Annotated in this window: 20 protein-coding genes; 17 read left to right on the top strand and 3 right to left on the bottom strand. The window is 44.8% G+C overall.

Features of this window, described 5'->3' with window-relative positions; genetic code table 11:
- The first annotated feature begins 5 nt into the window (after window positions 1-5).
- Genes L5M71_RS14330 through L5M71_RS14305 form a run of 6 tightly spaced genes read left to right on the top strand, consistent with a single transcriptional unit; the run spans window position 6 to window position 4,745 of the window.
- Window positions 6-1,010 (top strand): hypothetical protein, encoded by a 1,005-nt coding sequence (locus L5M71_RS14330; RefSeq protein WP_263203730.1) that lies wholly within the window; start codon window positions 6-8, stop codon window positions 1,008-1,010.
- Window positions 1,003-1,302: a hypothetical protein gene (locus L5M71_RS14325; RefSeq protein ID WP_012089172.1), complete on the top strand. Its 300-nt coding sequence runs from the start codon at window positions 1,003-1,005 to the stop codon at window positions 1,300-1,302. The genes L5M71_RS14330 and L5M71_RS14325 overlap by 8 nt, the downstream gene beginning before the upstream one ends.
- Before the next feature lie 4 nt (window positions 1,303-1,306).
- Window positions 1,307-1,639 carry a hypothetical protein gene (locus L5M71_RS14320; protein WP_263203728.1) on the top strand — a complete coding sequence of 111 codons (333 nt, stop codon included), beginning with the start codon at window positions 1,307-1,309 and terminating at the stop codon, window positions 1,637-1,639.
- Window positions 1,636-2,544, top strand: a complete 909-nt coding sequence (locus L5M71_RS14315) for a hypothetical protein (protein ID WP_263203726.1) — start codon at window positions 1,636-1,638, stop codon at window positions 2,542-2,544. The genes L5M71_RS14320 and L5M71_RS14315 overlap by 4 nt, the downstream gene beginning before the upstream one ends.
- Window positions 2,537-4,507 carry a hypothetical protein gene (locus tag L5M71_RS14310; RefSeq protein WP_263203725.1) on the top strand — a complete coding sequence of 657 codons (1,971 nt, stop codon included), beginning with the start codon at window positions 2,537-2,539 and terminating at the stop codon, window positions 4,505-4,507. Before L5M71_RS14315 ends, L5M71_RS14310 begins: the two co-directional genes overlap by 8 nt.
- Window positions 4,508-4,532: 25 nt before the next feature.
- The gene (locus tag L5M71_RS14305; RefSeq protein WP_011847761.1) at window positions 4,533-4,745 is read left to right on the top strand and encodes a hypothetical protein; all 213 of its coding nucleotides are present in this window, start codon (window positions 4,533-4,535) and stop codon (window positions 4,743-4,745) included.
- On the opposite strand, the gene L5M71_RS14300 is transcribed toward L5M71_RS14305, so the two are convergent.
- Window positions 4,742-5,806: a tyrosine-type recombinase/integrase gene (locus tag L5M71_RS14300; protein ID WP_012088299.1), complete on the bottom strand. Its 1,065-nt coding sequence runs from the start codon at window positions 5,804-5,806 to the stop codon at window positions 4,742-4,744. The two genes, L5M71_RS14305 and L5M71_RS14300, sit on opposite strands and share 4 nt — an antisense overlap.
- 121 nt (window positions 5,807-5,927) lie before the next feature.
- Between L5M71_RS14300 and dusA the strand changes: the two genes are divergently transcribed.
- The 3 genes from dusA to L5M71_RS14285 all read left to right on the top strand — a co-directional run bounded on the left by dusA (window position 5,928) and on the right by L5M71_RS14285 (window position 7,801).
- Window positions 5,928-6,947, top strand: coding sequence for a tRNA dihydrouridine(20/20a) synthase DusA (dusA, locus tag L5M71_RS14295; protein WP_263208329.1), 1,020 nt, complete (start codon window positions 5,928-5,930; stop codon window positions 6,945-6,947).
- A gap of 211 nt (window positions 6,948-7,158) precedes the next feature.
- Window positions 7,159-7,449: a hypothetical protein gene (locus tag L5M71_RS14290; protein ID WP_173497179.1), complete on the top strand. Its 291-nt coding sequence runs from the start codon at window positions 7,159-7,161 to the stop codon at window positions 7,447-7,449.
- A gap of 151 nt (window positions 7,450-7,600) precedes the next feature.
- A complete protein-coding gene (locus L5M71_RS14285) occupies window positions 7,601-7,801 on the top strand; it encodes a PspC domain-containing protein (RefSeq protein ID WP_113941528.1) in 201 nt (66 codons plus the stop codon).
- 131 nt (window positions 7,802-7,932) lie between these two features.
- On the opposite strand, the gene L5M71_RS14280 is transcribed toward L5M71_RS14285, so the two are convergent.
- On the bottom strand, window positions 7,933-8,670 hold the full coding sequence (locus L5M71_RS14280; protein ID WP_263208327.1) for an enoyl-CoA hydratase: 738 nt from the start codon (window positions 8,668-8,670) through the stop codon (window positions 7,933-7,935).
- Between the two features lie 33 nt (window positions 8,671-8,703).
- Here L5M71_RS14280 and L5M71_RS14275 point away from each other — a divergent pair, with 33 nt between their 5' ends.
- Genes L5M71_RS14275 through L5M71_RS14265 form a run of 3 tightly spaced genes read left to right on the top strand, consistent with a single transcriptional unit; the run spans window position 8,704 to window position 10,906 of the window.
- Window positions 8,704-9,186: a copper chaperone PCu(A)C gene (locus L5M71_RS14275; protein WP_113941529.1), complete on the top strand. Its 483-nt coding sequence runs from the start codon at window positions 8,704-8,706 to the stop codon at window positions 9,184-9,186.
- A gap of 11 nt (window positions 9,187-9,197) precedes the next feature.
- The gene (locus L5M71_RS14270) at window positions 9,198-10,166 is read left to right on the top strand and encodes a DUF2333 family protein (RefSeq protein ID WP_105251468.1); all 969 of its coding nucleotides are present in this window, start codon (window positions 9,198-9,200) and stop codon (window positions 10,164-10,166) included.
- Between the two features lie 2 nt (window positions 10,167-10,168).
- On the top strand, window positions 10,169-10,906 hold the full coding sequence (locus tag L5M71_RS14265) for a TIGR04219 family outer membrane beta-barrel protein (RefSeq protein ID WP_263208325.1): 738 nt from the start codon (window positions 10,169-10,171) through the stop codon (window positions 10,904-10,906).
- 75 nt (window positions 10,907-10,981) lie between these two features.
- Here the strand turns inward: L5M71_RS14265 and tolC are convergent, their stop codons facing one another.
- Entirely contained in the window at window positions 10,982-12,289 is a 1,308-nt protein-coding gene (tolC, locus tag L5M71_RS14260) for an outer membrane channel protein TolC (protein WP_105251469.1), read from the bottom strand.
- Window positions 12,290-12,533: 244 nt separating this feature from the next.
- On the opposite strand from tolC, the gene nudF reads away from it, so the two are divergent.
- The 5 genes from nudF to parE are packed head-to-tail and all read left to right on the top strand — an operon-like array spanning window position 12,534 to window position 16,983.
- A complete protein-coding gene (nudF, locus tag L5M71_RS14255) occupies window positions 12,534-13,136 on the top strand; it encodes an ADP-ribose diphosphatase (RefSeq protein WP_028759445.1) in 603 nt (200 codons plus the stop codon).
- A gap of 6 nt (window positions 13,137-13,142) precedes the next feature.
- Entirely contained in the window at window positions 13,143-13,583 is a 441-nt protein-coding gene (locus tag L5M71_RS14250) for a DUF1249 domain-containing protein (RefSeq protein WP_105251470.1), read from the top strand.
- Between the two features lie 15 nt (window positions 13,584-13,598).
- On the top strand, window positions 13,599-14,438 hold the full coding sequence (gene cpdA, locus L5M71_RS14245; RefSeq protein WP_105251471.1) for a 3',5'-cyclic-AMP phosphodiesterase: 840 nt from the start codon (window positions 13,599-13,601) through the stop codon (window positions 14,436-14,438).
- Window positions 14,439-14,464: 26 nt separating this feature from the next.
- Window positions 14,465-15,040, top strand: a complete 576-nt coding sequence (locus L5M71_RS14240) for a YqiA/YcfP family alpha/beta fold hydrolase (protein ID WP_173246860.1) — start codon at window positions 14,465-14,467, stop codon at window positions 15,038-15,040.
- A gap of 56 nt (window positions 15,041-15,096) precedes the next feature.
- Window positions 15,097-16,983 (top strand): DNA topoisomerase IV subunit B, encoded by a 1,887-nt coding sequence (parE, locus tag L5M71_RS14235; RefSeq protein ID WP_105251473.1) that lies wholly within the window; start codon window positions 15,097-15,099, stop codon window positions 16,981-16,983.
- Window positions 16,984-17,034: the final 51 nt, after the last annotated feature.

Raw genomic sequence — 17,034 nt, 5'->3', positions numbered from 1 at the left:
TTGTAATGGGATTACCAGTTACTGTTTATCGTTGGGATGATGCGGGGGCACCGCAAATGTCAAAAGGTGTCAGACCTTCAGAACTCATCAACGTGCTCAAGAAATGTTTGGTGGATGGGTATGGTTCAAAATCGGGCGCTGGCTGGTCTGTGCCATTTGAAGATGAAGCGACACAGCAAGTTGTGTTTCGCAATTCAACACTACTAAGCTCAGGTGGCTTTGTTAAGTTTTGGCCTAAATCTGCTGGTAATGCTTTGCAGGCTACAATATTCTTTCAATCTGCAACATTGCTATCATCACTGAACCAAAGTTGGGAAAGTACAAGCAATCGTGGTTGGCGTTGTGCCACTGGTAATTCAGCACTTGCCTACAAATGGGTAATAATAGCCACCGCAGCCAGTTTTTATTTATTTACTCACGGTGATTCACCAGTAGATAAAACACCATTTAACACAAGCATAATGTTGAGTTTTTTCGTTGGTGATATTCACAGTGTCATACCCAACGATTTTAACCGCTTTATCACATATTCGTATCCATCTAATACGGATGCGATCGATTCAACCACGCCAGATTGGTCTTACGGGATTGGGTATATAAGTAACGGCACACCAGTTGCTAAAATGCACCAAACTGACGGTACTGATAATCCAAAACAGATGGTGATATCTCTTTCATCTGATACGTTCCAGACCACCAGAATTACCGCATTACCTAGCGATGGTTTGGCAATGCTATTTACACCCGCCAGAATTCAGGCCAGTTCTATCAACCCTTCATCCAACTCTTCTACATTTTTGGACTCTACTGGTCAAAACATGTGTAACAGTAATCTCCATCCTGCATTTAGAGGTTATCTGCCCGGGATGCTTCAATCCTCATTCACTGGGTATTGTGATTCACTATTACCACTGATTCGAACTGTAAATGGTGTGGCATTCTATCATATGCCTATTAATCATGTTGGTGCAGGTAATTTGTGGATTTCAACAGGTGATTGGTATGAGTGATTTTATTGCTAAACCAATCATTGAGCGTTCGAATTACCTTGTCGGGTTGTTTGAACTGGATGCCGATGTTGCTGCTGAGCGATATGCCATTTTAGACCGAGTGACTATGAAATTGATCTGGCAAGGTGGTATCAAGCCGGGTGTAATAGTTAGGCACTTGGTTCGCAAAAGCTATGCTATCAATGGCGTGATCGTGCTAATGATTGATGATAATGAAACATTCAATGCAGTGGTTGCAGATGGTGTACGTCTGCCACTTGTCAATAGTAATGATATTGAAATTGGATATTAACGGCATGAATACGGTAATAAGCGTTGCTACAAAAAACATCCTTCTTGGTGCTATCGCTATCGATAAAATTGCTATTCACAGTGGTGAGCCAGGTGCTAATGGTGTTGATAATGAATTGAGTTCGCCACGCCAAGATTGCGTTTTCTCTGCCCCAAGCAATGGTGTTATTTCATTAGTGAATAACGTGCAATTCACCGTTTCTGCTGGTTCTACTGTCAAATATATTAGCTATTGGGAAGGGGCAACGTTCCATTTGTCTCAGCAAATTGATGATTTGGTATACAGTGCAACAGGTACGTTTACGTTATTAAGTGCAGACACTAGGGTGTCACTATGATTATCGACCCTAAAACTGGCAAGCAAATTTTCAATGACATTGTTGAAATAACACCATTACACGCTAATGCATTGCTCGCATACAGCGCATGGGCTACTGAGCTTGGCCTCAGTGATACTGCCACTTTACCCGGCTTGGTTCAGGCTGATGATGCTGCAACGGAAATAGATATAGGGTTTCCAACAGCAATAGATGGGCTATCATCCAAAATAATGCAATCAACTGAGGGATCAATCGGTATTTATGTTGACGAACCACCGGGCTCTGTCTCATCGTCTAGTCGTGCTATAGTAGCCGTTGCACCCAGTCAAGTCAGTGTACCTCGTGCCTATACATCACGCGCCACGATCAACCCTTCATTTGTTATTAACTGTAAGAGCCCCAATGTTGATAGTAAATCGTACAATGCCAAGTGGTATAAAACGGCAGATGCTGCAATTCTATTTATCAGTTGGTCGCAATACGGTAACAGCAATTTAAATAAGACCGACCTCGCGATCAAGTTTTCGAGAGGTAATATTGAACTGGTTTGCACTGCGGGTACTGATGCAGGCAGTTATCTTCAGTTTTTTATCATGGACTCGACCTCTGCATCTGGTCAAGCATTAGTCGGAAATGGCAATTTTGGCAAACAGCTAACACCATCCAACACGTACCAATTCAGGTCTGTGTCACTAAAGAAAATATCTGGTCAAGTGATTGGTGAGAATGGTACCGGTATCATCACCGATATTAGAGCATATCTCCGCAGTAGTGGTTTGCTCGTTGGTTCAACCACTTCTGATAGTTCGGGTGACTACCTCATTGAAACTGCATATCCAGATGAACATTATGTGGTTTGTTTGGCTGAGGATAGTTCCGCACTTAATGCCTTAGTCTTTGACAGGGTGATCCCAATTGATTGATTTCAAGTTTCCTCAAGGGGCTTATTTCCCGCCAAACGGTGAAGCTGTAGATTTTCAGTTTTCTGCAGATCGAGTCATTGCAGTTACGTCTAATTTAACTATCAATGTTTATGAAAATTATTTGCAGGGATTTAGTTTATCTGTACAGAGTAAAGTTGAAGTTTCAACAACTGTACGCATAACCAAACCGATACAGTTAAGATTTAATACACCTTGGCTCAATGCTACATCACCGATAACTTTGCGGTTTGGTGATGAACAGGTCCCAGAGCAGCCAGATCCTATACGTGTAGGAACCATTGGAATGGTTTGCGGGGTGGTTTTCAATACGAGTCAAATTATCGAGCAGCAACTTACACTAAGCCAGCGCAGTCAATCACATGCTGCCCATGCAGTGTTTGCATGGGATAGCTTTTTTAGCTTAAAACAGCAAATTGTAATGGTATGGAATACGCCGCCATTAGCTGGCGAAATATTTGCTGTTAACTGGCAATGGAATACGCTGGTACCTTTTCAACTCAACATGAATTGGTTAGTACCAGAGGCTCATTGTCAGCAAGCCATAAGCAAATGGATAGTGCCAGAGCTGCAGCAGATAATGCTTGAAATGCAGTGGTCACAGGCCGCCGCCAAGAGCCAGCAAATTACCGTTAAACTGCATATCGGCGAGCAACTCGCGACTGAGATAGCGCTTAGCTATACCAACATTCAAAGCCAAGGTGATAATAAGACTGTGGCATGGGCTCCCCATGCGGCGAGATGGGTATGTTCCAGTAAATACGTACCGCCAGTGGGTAAGGTCACGCTGCGCTTTAGCGAACCTTGGATCAACTCAACTAGCCCAACACGGCTTAGATTTACGGCCTCACCGAACGTGTGCTACTGGGACGATGGCGGCGGCCTTATCGATGCTAACCCACCATTACCCAATATCGATTTTAAAATCCCGATTGAACCACAAATCCGCAGGTACTACTTAATGCAGCCAACGATCACATGCGTGCGAGTATCAGACAGTTTACCGATTGTGATCACCAGTGTGAGCATTAGCCAAAGCCGTGGACAGTGGGCGAGGTCGGTTAGCCTTGAGTTCTCAAGCCGTATCGATGCGCAGCGTGCTCACAATGAACTATTGCTGATCACCATCAACGGTTATGAGTTTTATGCCATTACCGAGCAGCCAAGCGCCAGCAAAGCCTTTGGTATTGAAACCCACAGCAGCACAGGCCGATCACGCGCCGCAGAGCTGTCATCGCCTTACCTTTTGCCTATCAGCTACACCAACACTGTATTGCGCAGCCTTGGCGGTATTATTGGTGATCTGTTGCAAAACACAGGCTGGACTGCAGAGCTAAGCGGGATACCAGATTTTAGCGTCCCTGCAGGCGCGTTCAGTGTGGGTAACAAGTCACCGATCGACGCGATTAATGAAGCAGCGAGCCAATTGGGCTGCATGATCTTAGCGGATGATGCCACCCGTAAATTGACTATCATTCCACGCTGGCCAACCGTGCCGTGGGAAATGGCAACAGCGGTACCGGACCTAACAGTGCACGATGCTGTGATCACCAATTACAGCGAATCAGTCTCCCGCAATCCTTTGTGTGATGTAGTGTGGCTGCGTGGTGAACAACAGGGGATTAGCGCCAAGGTGAAACGCACCGGCAGCGCGGGCAATATTCCTGCTGCTGATATTAGCGCTCAGTTGATCGTAGATAACCAAGCGGCGCGCATCGCTGGCACCAATGCGCTGGCAGATACAGGCGACAAGCTGAACGTCACGCTATCCTTGCCCGTCATGGTTGATTTGCCACCCGCAACGCCTGGCATGTTAATTGGTATTCGTGAAGGTGCCGAAGTCTTTAAAGGAACGTGTGACAGTTGGAGCATCCGCGCCAGCGTCAGTGATCGCGGTGATATCGATATCGAACAATCCATTACAGTGATCCGCTCAATCGCGTAACCCTGCTAACAGCCAGCGAGGCACCATGCTTAAACAACTTCAAACAGCGTTAGTACTGCCACGGATGATCATGACTGTAGCTGCAGTAAACGCCGATGGAACGGTCACCGCCAGCAGTGCCAGCGGCCACACTATCCGCGCCATTGGCTCGGGAACGGTTGGTGATCACATCTACGTACAAGATGGCAGGGTGCTAGGGACGGCACCCGACTTGCCATTTGTGGAGATAGAGGTTTAAACATCCTTATCATGCAATCGCTTAGGGAATAACTCGGTATACACCTGCCACAGTGTGTTGATGTTCCTATGGCCTGTCACCTGCGCCACTTCATCAATGCTATAGCCCTTCTCAAACAAACGGCTGGCACCTTCGCGCCTTAGGTCGTGATAGCGTAAATCTTCAATTCCCAATTCATTACGCACCCGCTGAAACCCTGCAGTAACGCTGCGCTCGTTGTAGGGGAAAACCCGCGCATCATTCCTAGGCTGCTTTTGCAGTATCTCCCATGCCCCACCCAACAGTGGTACCAACATATGGTTGCCTGCTTTTTTACGTGGGTCTTTGCGGTCCCGAACGATTACGGCCTTTTGTGCCTCATCCACATCGTCCCATGTTATCCGGCATACCTCACCAATACGCATGCAACTCAGTATCGAGAAATCGAGCAAATCAATATAAGGAATATGCGCAGCTCGTTGATCTGCTCTTGCAGCTAATCCAACTTTTAACCTCTCAATCTCATCCGTAGTCGGTCTGCGCGAACGCTTCCCCGATTTAGCGATCAAGTCTTGGCTATACAGTGCATCGTAAGCCTCAATAACCGAAATTTGTGAAACCTCATGCCCAAAATTTGATTTAGCGATTCGTAGTAGCCATCGGATCACGCTTACATCAACTGCAATAGTAGATGGCCCTGTGCCTGCGCTGCGTCGCAATTTACAGTGATCGATGATGTGGTGCGGCTTAATATCAGTCAGATTCAATTTAGCAATATCGCAATCCGATAACAGCCGTAAACAAAAGCGCTTCGAACGACCAATGCTGCTGTCGATGTTTTCATCTGTCAGGGCTTTGCTGATGATGCTGCCCAATGTAATAGGAGCCGTATCCTCAGTAGCAAACCCGTTTGACTCAATATCAATCACCCGATCTTTACCCCATGCCTCGGCAGCGGCATATTTGGTAAAGGTACGTTGCTCCGTGTATAATATTTTGCCGTTTTTCTTTACACGAACTAGGCAGCGATGCCGCACAGTACCGTCGGCTTTTTCACGTTTTTGAATGCTATAAGATGCCATGTTTTTTGGTTCCCCGAACCCCTCAGTCCAATCCATTGTGGATCACTATAGGTTCCCCGAGCAATGCAAAACATGCAAAAACGTACAAAAATTAGCAAAAATATTAACTTTTCGGATTGTAATGAATTTAGATAAAACCCAGCAACACCAAGGTTTAGCGCCTAAAACCCTCGATCGTACCTTTTCCATTGCGCCCATGTTGGATTGGACGGATCGTCATTATCGTTATTTTGCACGTTTGATGTCGGCTAATGCTTTGTTGTATACGGAAATGGTGACAACAGGAGCGATATTGCATGGTCGCGGTGATTACTTAGCGTATAACCAAGAAGAACATCCTTTGGCGTTGCAGTTAGGTGGCTCTAATCCCTTAGATTTGGCTCGTTGCGCTAAACTCGCTGCTGAGCGAGGCTACGATGAAGTTAATCTCAATGTGGGTTGTCCTTCCGATCGAGTGCAGAATGGTCGCTTTGGCGCGTGTTTGATGGCGGAACCTGAGTTAGTGGCTGAGTGTGTTGACGCCATGAAACAAGTCGTTGATATTCCTGTGACTGTGAAAACGCGTATCGGAATTGATGAACAAGATAGTTATGCGTTTTTAACCCAGTTTATTGATGTGGTCAGTGCAAAAGGGTGTACGGATTTTACTATCCATGCGCGTAAGGCGTGGCTTCAAGGGTTAAGCCCAAAAGAGAATCGCGAGATCCCGCCGCTCGATTATGAGCGTGTGTATCAACTTAAGCGTGATTATCCTGCACTTAATATTGGTATTAATGGCGGCGTAACAACTCTCGAGCAAGCACAAGTTCATTTAGTGCAGCTCGATGGAGTAATGATGGGGCGCGAGGCTTATCAGAATCCTTATATTCTGGCGCAGGTGGATCAAATATTGTGTGGCAGTCAAAAAGCAGTGATCAGCCGCGAGGCTGTGATTGAGGCTATGTTGCCTTATATTGAAGCGCATTTGCAGTCTGGTGGCCGGCTCAATCATATTACTCGTCATATGATAGGTTTATTTCAAGGCTTACCGGGTGCCCGTGCGTGGCGTCGTTATTTGAGCGAAAATGCCCATAAAAACGGCGCTGGGATAGAAGTGGTAAAGCAGGCTTTTCAGAATATTCAGGCTGAAGTTGTAGAGTAATTCCACTCGACTTAAAAGATGGTGAAATTTACTAATTTGAGTAGTATTTTTCACCACTTGTTATTTTCCAATCCATCCCTATATCTCATCTTGTCCATATAAAATTTTTTTTAAAATGATTAAAATCATAATCTTAAAAATACTTTTATAAGTTGGCACGCAGTTTGTAATACTCCTTTCGTCAAGTTAATTAATCGAAAGGGATGCCATCATGTTTACGTTAACCATTAAAAAATCAGTACAAATGAGTGTGTTATTAGGCGCGTTAGTCGGTAGCGTTGCAGCACACGCAGAAGCCGCACCAATATCAGATGTTGTGGGAACTATTGAGCAAACATTAACTGCGCAGACACAAGAATTGTTCGTCAGTGTAAAGCGTGAATTTGTGATGTCATTGCAAACACAACTGGCTGAAAGTATTTATGACTTCAACAGTCAACTTAGCTTAAACGCTGAAAATAAAGGTGAATCGGCAGGTGTCGATGAATATAGCGCTAAGTAAAGGATCTGCTTATGTGGTTTGTAGCACCTTTGATGACATTGCTACTGTTACCTGTAATTAGTCTTGCGTTGTTTTCAGGCATTATTTGCTGGTTTCAGTGGCATAGTGTTAGTGATAAATAAGTTCGCGATCAACTGAGCCGAGGTTTTAGATGAAACGATTAAAAGTGCGTATGGAGAGTCCAGAGCGGTTAGTGTGTGGTGTTGCTGCAGGCATGGCGTGGAAATTTGATTGGTCTTGTTTTTGGACTCGTGCGGTGTGGGCTGGTGCAGTTGTATTTATGCCGGGTGTAAGTTTGCTAATTTACTTTGTTTTAGCATTGTTAGTTGACCAATGGAAAAAACCAGCCTAAGCATGCAGTGATGGCTGGTGTTGATGAGCTAATAAGTGGCTTGTTTTGATTTAAAATGATGCAGTTAAACCTATCAAGAAGAGGGCACTTTGACCCTCATGCGAAAATGTATGTGCATACTGCCTTGCAGACTACTTTTTCAAAAAAGCCTGAAATCTGCTTTTGGCTTCATCACTTTTTAGCCTAGCGCTAAATTGTTCAAGTTCTTGGTGCATTTGGTGTTGTACACGATTTTTATGCGGACGCATTAATTGACGTGTGATTTGTAGTGCTTGTGGCGGTTGATTGGCCAATTTTTTTGCCTGAGATAATGCATAACTGAGTAAATCTTCATGGGCCACAATTTCGTTGATCATATTGAGTCTATGGGCCGTCTCGGCATTAAAACTTTCACCAAGTAGCAGTAACTCTGCCGCTTTTTGATAACCAATGAGTTCAGGTAAGAGTAGGCTAGCCCCCGCTTCCGGCACGAGAGCCAAGTTGACGAAGGGAAGTTGAAATTTCGCCGTGTTGTCAGCGTATACCAGATCGCAATGTAGCAGTACGGTTGTCCCTATACCGACGGCGGCACCAGAAACGGCAGCTACCAGAGGTTTTTTGAGTTCGAGTAGACAAAATAAGAAACGTACTGCGGGATGATTTGGCCCTAAGTCACTATTTTTCAAAAAGTCAGTAACATCATTGCCTGAGGTGAAACAATTATCTTGGCCATGGAGCATAAAGGCACGAATGTCGTTGTCTGCTTCACCTTCGATCAGGTATTCTGTCAGTTGTTTATACATATTAAGATCAAGTGCATTGCGTTTATCAGGGCGATTAAAGCTAATAATACGCACGCCCTGATCATCCTGAACCTGTATATGACTCATGGGTTGTTTCCTTTACGACGACATTGGGTAGACATGGAGTTTAAGACATTGAAACCAATATTCAAACAGCTGTTTAATTGTCTAGTTTTATCTTGTGCATCATTTTCAGCGTTGGCGAACGTAGTCATGACTGAAGGTCATATACGCGCCATGCCTGAGACAGTACCAAATACTGCCGCTTACTTTACGCTTGAAAACCACACAGATAAAGCGATTCGTCTTATCGGTGTCAGTACGACTGTGGCAAAGGATGCCCAATTACACACGATTATCGAAGACCAAGGCATGGTGAAGATGCGCCATGTTGAAGGTTTTGACATCCCCTCCCATGGCACATTAACGTTAACGCCGTCAGGGGATCACGTCATGTTGCTTGGCTTAAAAGCGCCATTGGTGTTAGAGCAACAAGTTGAACTGCAATTAGAGTTTGACGGTGGCGAGAAAATGGCAATTACCCTGCCTGTTAGTAAAGCAGTAGAAAACGCCGCAGAGCAAGAGCATCATCACCATCATTAAGGAGTCGCTTGATGCAAATTACATGGAAAAAAGTTACCGGGGTCGGTTTATTTTTAGTATTAATCGGTTATGGCGTGAGTGTATGGTGGAGTATCGAACCGGATCCGATTAGCCCTCAACAATTAACAGCATCCAATAAGAATATTGTTGGGTACGCTACCACTACATCGCTAATCCTCACAGTCGAAAATTTACTCGATAAGCAAGGTGGTTGGTTATCAAACGATGTGATGCCACCTTCCATCTTCATGGATAACATGCCCGCATTTGAATATGGTGCTTTGGAGCAAGCCCGTGATTTAGCCTTGATTATGCGTAAAGAGTTTAGCCGCTCACAGTCACAATCTGCAGCGGACAAAGATTTAGGCGAAGCCCAATCTAAGCTCAATATTGACCACACTAGCTGGTTAGTACCGAGTGCCGAAAGCGAATATCGCGATGCAATCAAATTGCTGAAGCTTTACCGTGCCCGCATGATGGACCCAAATAATCAAGATGCACAGTTTTATGCCCGTGCTGACAACCTTAATGAATGGTTGAAAGAAGTGCAGAAACGTCTGGGCAGTATGTCGCAGCGTTTATCTGCCAGCGTTGGCCAAGAGCGCTTAAATACAGACCTAGCTGGTGACAATTCGGCGCGTCAATCAACCCCAAATTTGACCAGCCATCAGGTAAAAACCAGTTGGTGGAAAATTGATGATGTCTTCTATGAGAGCCGTGGTGCTTCATGGGCGTTGTTGAACTTTATGCGTGCCGTTGAAGTCGATTTTGCAGATGTCTTAAAGAAGAAAAATGCTGAAGTGAGCCTAAGACAGATCATTCGTGAGCTGGAGGCGACTCAGCAAACTGTCTGGAGCCCTGTTGTGCTGAATGGCAGCGGTTTTGGCTTAGTCGCTAATCATTCATTGGTTATGGCTAACTATGTGTCGCGTGCGAATGCCGCGGTGATTGATTTAACGAACTTGCTATCTCAAGGTTAATTATGAAAAAAACTCTCCTCGCCAGTGCGGTATTAGGATTCTGTATGGCCACATCTGCCCAAGCGGCAACTGTGGTTGGTTTTACGATTGGTGGTGATTACTGGCGCGCCGATACTAGCGGTACTTTTGCTGATAAAGGTCAACCACAACAAACATTTGATTACAGTTCATCTGCTCAAGGCAGTTATTGGATTGCAGTTGAGCACCCATTGCCATTTGTCCCTAACATTAAAATCCGTGAAAATAGCCTAGATCAGAAAGGCAGCATGTCTGGTGCTGATTTCAACTTCAATGGTCATGATTTTAAAGGTAATGTGACTGCTTATACTGATTTGAGTAACACAGATTTCGTGCTGTATTACGAAATATTGGATAACGACATAGTGTCATTGGACCTTGGTGCTGCATACAAGTTAATGAATGGTTCACTGCGCGTGCAAGATCCTGGCCATCCAGAAGAGAAAGATGTCGATAGCGGTATTGTGATGGGTTACGCCAGTACGCATGTAGGTATGCCTGGCTTAGGCTTGTACGGTTTTGCTGATTTGATGCAGGGCGTCAATGAGTCAAGCGTGCACGACTATGCAATTGGTTTAGGTTGGCAATTTGATGGTTTGGCCGTCGATACCCGTGTACGTGTAGGCTACCGTGAATTTTTATTCGATGTGAGTAATTTCTCGGGTGTGAGTGCTGATACTAAATTTAAAGGTTATTTTGCGGGTGTTGAAATCAACTTCTAATTTTGTTGATTTTAACTTTAAAGCATAAAAAACCGCCAAATGGCGGTTTTTTATATTTAATGACTGAGAGCGTTGTTACTGTGCAATCAAGCCATTATTGATGGCGATAACATCATCTTCATTCAATGTACCCGCAGCTTGCTTTAGTGCAACAACTGAGTTGATGTAGCTATAGCGCGCATCGGATAATTTACGTTTTGAGTCGTACAAGTCACGGGTACGGTTCAAAACATCAACGATAGTACGAGTACCCACTTCGAAACCCGCTTGAGTGGCTTTTAGGGCACTTTCTGATGAAATAACAGATTGCTCATAAGCTTTGATTGAACTGATAGAAGCACCTACGTTGTTGTAGTTATTACGAACGTTTTTCACTACACCACGGTAAATTTGCTCAAGCTTTTCACTTGCTTCAACATACTGGAATTGTGCTTCATTAACTTGTGAGCTGACTTTAAAACCTTCGAAAATCGGAATGCTTAAGTTGACACCAACGCTGACATTATCAAAATCAGGTTCGTTGAGATTCCCCATTTTTTGCTCAAGACCTTTGTTGTAACCGGCATTTAAGCTTAAAGACGGCATGTGGCCTGCTTGATAAAGCTTAATGGTCTCTTGGGCAATATCTTTACCAATACGTTGAGTCATTAAATCAACACTATTGGTTTCAGCAATTTTTAACCATTCGCTAGATGACGTTGGCGCTGGCGTAACGGCTGAGAAACGGTTGGTATCTAACACATTAATCGTCTTGTGATCGATGCCGGTGATTTCACGTAAGGCTTCATAACTATTGGCGAGCGTGTTTTCGGCTAAAATTTCAGTGGCTGAGGCTAAGTCATATTGCGCTTGAGCTTCATGCACATCGGTAATCGCGGTTAAACCCACTGCGAAACGTTGTTTAGTTTGTTCAAGTTGACGCTCGATGGCGCGTTTTTCTGCACCTTGGAACTCGTAGTTGTCTTTCGCCGTTAATACATCGAAATAGGCTTTAGTGATACGAGTAATCAAGTTTTGTAATGCGGAAGCATAAGCGGAATCAGCTTGAGAAGCGGCTTTCTCAGCAAGACTTAAACCAACCCAAGCACTGTGATCATAGATGACTTGATTTAATTTCAGGCTACCTACTAGACCACTTGCATCATCCTTCGGATCATTCCAAGCTTTGTCATAACCGACGTTTGCACTAATGGTTGGCAACAGCGGAGCGCGGTTTTGTTCGATTTTCTCAAACAAACCATTACGCTGGGCTTGGGCTTGCAATACGAGCGGGTCGCTAGTCAGTGCTTGCTGATAAATTTGCAACAAATCATCTGCTTGCACCGCTGAAGCGGAAGCCGCAAGTGTTAATGCTGCGCATAAATTATGGATCTTAAATTTCATTTGCTGTCCTTATTAGACAAAATCCCCCCACGGAGGAATATTTTAACTTCGTTTAGACTAAGTAATGCCTTTACCAAGGCGGTTTGCGCTTCCCGACGCTTCCCGATACAGCTAAAACTTAATGACCTAGAGTCTAAGAACTCTGACACTTTCAAGTCAAATTCGAAGTGTAACAGATTTTATTTTAAAAATGTGCTCAAATTGCCTTGATTATAGGCGCAAATTTAACTTTTAAGGATAGAGTATGAAACCCCCTGTTTTTTCGCAAACGGATATTGAGATCTTAGGAAAAAAATCCCTTTATCAAGGGTTTTTCTCAATGGACGAATACACTTTCAAGCATAAATTATTCGCTGGTGGCTGGAGTAAGCCTGTCACTCGCGAAGTGTTTGAACGGGGTCATGCTGTGGTCGTCCTTCCCTATGATGCCAAGCAAGATAAAGTCGTACTCATCGAACAGGTACGCTTTCCTGCATTAGCAACTGCTAAATCTCCTTGGCTTCTTGAGTTAGTCGCGGGTATGATTGCGCCCGCAGAAACGCCTCTGGATGTTGCACACCGAGAATTAATGGAAGAAACTGGCTTAATGGCTAAGCAAATACACAGTGTAAATAGCTATTTAGCGAGCCCAGGTGGTAGTACAGAACGTTTCTATTTCTATTGGGCTGATGTCGATTCAAACGACGCCCGTGGATTGCATGGATTAGCTGAAGAGCACGAAGATATTCGATTGCATGTCATGAGCCGCGAGCAAGCTTATGAGCGAGTGGTTGCGGGCGAGATCGATAATGCGTCGACCGTTATTGGATTACAATGGTTACAATTAAACTATCAGCAACTGGTTTAAGTTGGGATGAATTTGGCTACTTCGAGTCTAAAACGGCGCTATAAACCCAACGTCAGTGATTTTTTAGCACTGTGCGGGCGTAATTATGGTTACATGTTGAAATGGTTACCGTTAGAGATAGCTATCGGTGAGTCATGGCGACTCGAAGGTGAGTTTGGTATATTAGTAGTGCGAATTTTAGAAAATACCAAATATACTCAGCTAGTTGAGATATCTCGTCCCATCGAAATCAAGGAGTTTATCAATACTCCCAAGGTGTTAGTGAGAATTTATCACGATGCTAAATTAGCAGAAGTGTTAACTGGCCAACAGATTTACCAATTACGCCCAGTGTATGATTATCCCAATGTACGCATGTATCAAAGTGATGAAAAGTACCAGGTGAATGCATTCCTGGAAGAGTTATTAAAGATTGGTTACCAACACAGTGTCGTGTGCCAGTCTTAGAATTGGGTATTCAATGTGCTGAAAGAGGCTGTCTCTTACTCCATAGCTGAAGGGGAAAGCGTGCGTATCGTGCAAGTCACAGATCCGCATCTTTTTGCCGATCCTGAAGCTCAGCTATTAGGAGTTAATACTAGCAAAAGTTTTGCTGCCGTATTAAATACGATTAGAGCTGTGGACTATCCTGCTCACTTGATGCTCGCCACAGGCGATTTGAGTCAAGACTATTCGGCTGAGTCCTATCAGCAATTTGTGAAAGCAGTCACTCCCGTTGGCTTACCTTGCCATTATCTTCCTGGAAATCATGACGATCCACGGATCATGTATCTGCACATGCAGGGTGAACAGATTTTTGGGCAGCAGCGTATTCTGGCGGGAAACTGGCAAATCCTCATGTTGGATTCAACCGTGCGGGGAAAGCCTGGCGGCAATATGGCCGAGACTCAGTTCGAATTAATTGATGAAGCCATTGCCGCACATCCTGAATGCCATACTTTACTGGTGATGCATCACAATCCCATCGTTGTGAATTGTACTTGGCTGGATCAGCACTGCATGGACAATGGCGCCGAGTTTATCGCGCGAGTGGCAAAGTATCCGCAGGTCAAAGGATTGCTCTGGGGACATGTGCACCAATGTATTGATACCCATCATAATGGGCCCCATGGCACGTTGCAGTTGATGGCGACACCTTCCACTTGTATTCAATTTAAGCCGTTATCGCCTTATTTTGCCTTGGATGGCGTGCAACCGGGTTATCGTTTGCTGGAGTTGAAAGCCGATGGTAGCATCAACACTAAAGTGTATCGCGTACCGGGTAACCATTTTTCCCCCGACAACAACTCTAGCGGTTATTAACGCGAATAGCCGCAGCCTGAGGAAATATGCTGCTTTATATTCACGGTTTTAATAGTTCTCCATTTTCAGATAAAGCTGTGATGACGGCTAAGTACATGGCGCTGCATCATCCTAGTGTGGCCTTCCATCAGCCCCAATTACCCAATACACCTAAGGCTGCGATGGTGCTCTTAACCGCTTATGTTGAGGCGGCGATTGATGCCAACGAGCCATTAACTTATATAGGCTCATCTTTAGGCGGGTATTTCGCCAGCTATTTAGCCGAAACCTACGGTGGCAAAGCGGTGTTAGTTAATCCAGCGGTAAAACCCTTTGAGTTGTTCGATGAGTTTATGGGGCCGCAATTCAATCCTTACACTGAACAGCATTATCTTGTCTTACCTGAGCATAAGTCTGAAGTCGCTGAATTTAATACGGCTGTGATCCGCAATCCGGATCGTTTTTTGGTATTATTGCAGACAGGTGATGATGTGCTGGATTATCGCGAAGCGGTCAATAAGTATCATCACTGTCAATTGCGAGTTGAAGCGGGTGGTGATCACAGCTTTGTTGGTTATGAGTCGCATCTGCAAACTGTAAGCCAATTTTTACACTTACCTTGACAAACTGACATGCCGAGCCGCAACATGGCCGGATATAACAACCTATAGCGTGCCCTATGACAAATCAATACACCTCTGACGCCATTGAAGTTCTCAACGGACTCGATCCTGTTAAACGCCGTCCAGGTATGTATACCGACACCTCCAGACCGAACCATTTGGGCCAAGAGGTCATAGATAACAGTGTCGATGAGGCATTGGCAGGTCACGCGACAAAAATTGAAGTTGTTCTACATACAGATAACTCCCTCGAAGTCACTGATGATGGCCGTGGTATGCCGGTGGATATCCACCCAGAAGAAGGCATTCCTGGAGTTGAGTTAATTCTGACCAAATTGCATGCCGGCGGTAAATTTTCGAATAAAAACTATCAGTTCTCCGGTGGTTTACACGGTGTCGGTATCTCGGTGGTTAACGCTTTGTCGCGCCGTGTCGAAGTCACGGTTCGCCGTGATGGCCAAGTGTATGACATCGCTTTTGAAAATGGCTTTAAGGTTGAAGATTTACGCCCAACAGGGACCTGTGGCCGTCGTAATACGGGGACTCGAGTGCATTTTTGGCCCGATGCGAGCTATTTTGATTCGGCTAACTTCTCAAATTCAAAACTGATTTATCTACTTCGTGCTAAAGCGGTACTGTGCCCAGGTTTACGGATCAAATTCACCAATAAACAGACAAACGAAGTCCATGAATGGTTCTATGAAAGCGGCCTAACTGATTATTTGAAGGCAGCGATTGGCGACAATTTAAGGTTGCCAGAAGAGCCGTTTGTGGGTTGCTTTAAAGGCCAACTAGAAGCCGCAGATTGGGCCATTACTTGGTTGCCTGAAGGCGGCGAATCTATTGGCGAGAGTTATGTTAACTTAATTCCGACTCCGCTCGGTGGTACCCATGTGAATGGTTTTCGCCAAGGTTTATTGGAATCTATGCGCGAATTTTGTGAGTTCAGAAATTTAATTCCCCGTGGTATTAAACTGTCACCCGAAGACATTTGGGATCGCGCCGCGTTTATATTGTCGGTGAAGATGCAAGAACCGCAATTCGCTGGTCAAACAAAAGAAAAGCTTTCTAGTCGCCAATGTGCTGCTTTTGTGTCTGGCGTTGTGCGTGACGCATTCTCACTCTGGTTGAACTCAAATACCGAGTTAGCTGAATCCTTAGCCGAAATGTGCATTAATAATGCCCAGAGTCGTTTAAAGGCTGCCAAAAAAGTGGCCCGCAAAAAGGTGACTTCGGGACCTGCACTGCCGGGTAAGCTGACAGACTGTAGTGGCCAAGATCCGATGCGCGGAGAGTTATTCCTCGTGGAAGGGGATTCTGCGGGTGGTAGTGCTAAACAGGCCCGCGATCGTGAGTTTCAAGCCATCATGCCGCTGCGTGGCAAAATCTTGAATACCTGGGAAGTCGATGCTTCGCAGGTGTTAGCTTCACAGGAAGTCCATGATATTTCGGTCGCGATTGGTTGCGATCCCGATAGTAGTGATATCTCTGAATTACGTTATGGCAAGATTTGTATCCTTGCGGATGCCGACTCAGACGGACTGCACATTGCTACCTTGTTATGCGCGCTATTTTTGAAGCATTACCGTATCTTAGTTGAGCAGGGTCATGTGTATATTGCTATGCCGCCGTTGTTCCGTATTGATATCGGCAAAGAGGTGTATTACGCCTTAGATGAGGCAGAAAGAGCGGGTATTTTAGACCGTATTGCCGCTGAGAATAAAAAGGGTAAGGTACAAGTCACCCGCTTTAAGGGCTTGGGTGAGATGAATCCTTTACAACTTCGTGAAACAACGATGGATCCAAACACCCGTCGTTTAGTACAGTTGACGATAGATGACATCGAAGAAACGGATGCTTTGATGGATATGTTGCTCGCTAAGAAGCGTTCGCCGGACCGTAAAAACTGGCTTGAAGATAAGGGTGACATGGCTTTACTTTAATGTTGTGCACTATTGCCGATAACAATAAAACATAGGCATAAAGAAAATTAC

Origin of the sequence: Shewanella sp. SW1 (assembly GCF_025653545.1) — a bacterium.
Classification (GTDB): domain Bacteria; phylum Pseudomonadota; class Gammaproteobacteria; order Enterobacterales; family Shewanellaceae; genus Shewanella; species Shewanella oncorhynchi.
This window is presented reverse-complemented; position numbering and strand designations above follow the sequence as displayed.

What these genes read in the sequence shown, in the direction of transcription:
- L5M71_RS14330 (WP_263203730.1), top strand. Translation starts at nt 6, where the DNA reads ATGGGATTACCAGTTACTGTTTATCGTTGGGATGATGCGGGGGCACCG.
- L5M71_RS14325 (WP_012089172.1), top strand. Translation starts at nt 1,003, where the DNA reads ATGAGTGATTTTATTGCTAAACCAATCATTGAGCGTTCGAATTACCTT.
- L5M71_RS14320 (WP_263203728.1), top strand. Translation starts at nt 1,307, where the DNA reads ATGAATACGGTAATAAGCGTTGCTACAAAAAACATCCTTCTTGGTGCT.
- L5M71_RS14315 (WP_263203726.1), top strand. Translation starts at nt 1,636, where the DNA reads ATGATTATCGACCCTAAAACTGGCAAGCAAATTTTCAATGACATTGTT.
- L5M71_RS14305 (WP_011847761.1), top strand. Translation starts at nt 4,533, where the DNA reads ATGCTTAAACAACTTCAAACAGCGTTAGTACTGCCACGGATGATCATG.
- L5M71_RS14300 (WP_012088299.1), bottom strand. Translation starts at nt 5,806, where the DNA reads ATGGCATCTTATAGCATTCAAAAACGTGAAAAAGCCGACGGTACTGTG.
- dusA (WP_263208329.1), top strand. Translation starts at nt 5,928, where the DNA reads ATGAATTTAGATAAAACCCAGCAACACCAAGGTTTAGCGCCTAAAACC.
- L5M71_RS14290 (WP_173497179.1), top strand. Translation starts at nt 7,159, where the DNA reads ATGTTTACGTTAACCATTAAAAAATCAGTACAAATGAGTGTGTTATTA.
- L5M71_RS14285 (WP_113941528.1), top strand. Translation starts at nt 7,601, where the DNA reads ATGAAACGATTAAAAGTGCGTATGGAGAGTCCAGAGCGGTTAGTGTGT.
- L5M71_RS14280 (WP_263208327.1), bottom strand. Translation starts at nt 8,670, where the DNA reads ATGAGTCATATACAGGTTCAGGATGATCAGGGCGTGCGTATTATTAGC.
- L5M71_RS14275 (WP_113941529.1), top strand. Translation starts at nt 8,704, where the DNA reads ATGGAGTTTAAGACATTGAAACCAATATTCAAACAGCTGTTTAATTGT.
- L5M71_RS14270 (WP_105251468.1), top strand. Translation starts at nt 9,198, where the DNA reads ATGCAAATTACATGGAAAAAAGTTACCGGGGTCGGTTTATTTTTAGTA.
- L5M71_RS14265 (WP_263208325.1), top strand. Translation starts at nt 10,169, where the DNA reads ATGAAAAAAACTCTCCTCGCCAGTGCGGTATTAGGATTCTGTATGGCC.
- tolC (WP_105251469.1), bottom strand. Translation starts at nt 12,289, where the DNA reads ATGAAATTTAAGATCCATAATTTATGCGCAGCATTAACACTTGCGGCT.
- nudF (WP_028759445.1), top strand. Translation starts at nt 12,534, where the DNA reads ATGAAACCCCCTGTTTTTTCGCAAACGGATATTGAGATCTTAGGAAAA.
- L5M71_RS14250 (WP_105251470.1), top strand. Translation starts at nt 13,143, where the DNA reads ATGAATTTGGCTACTTCGAGTCTAAAACGGCGCTATAAACCCAACGTC.
- L5M71_RS14240 (WP_173246860.1), top strand. Translation starts at nt 14,465, where the DNA reads ATGCTGCTTTATATTCACGGTTTTAATAGTTCTCCATTTTCAGATAAA.
- parE (WP_105251473.1), top strand. Translation starts at nt 15,097, where the DNA reads ATGACAAATCAATACACCTCTGACGCCATTGAAGTTCTCAACGGACTC.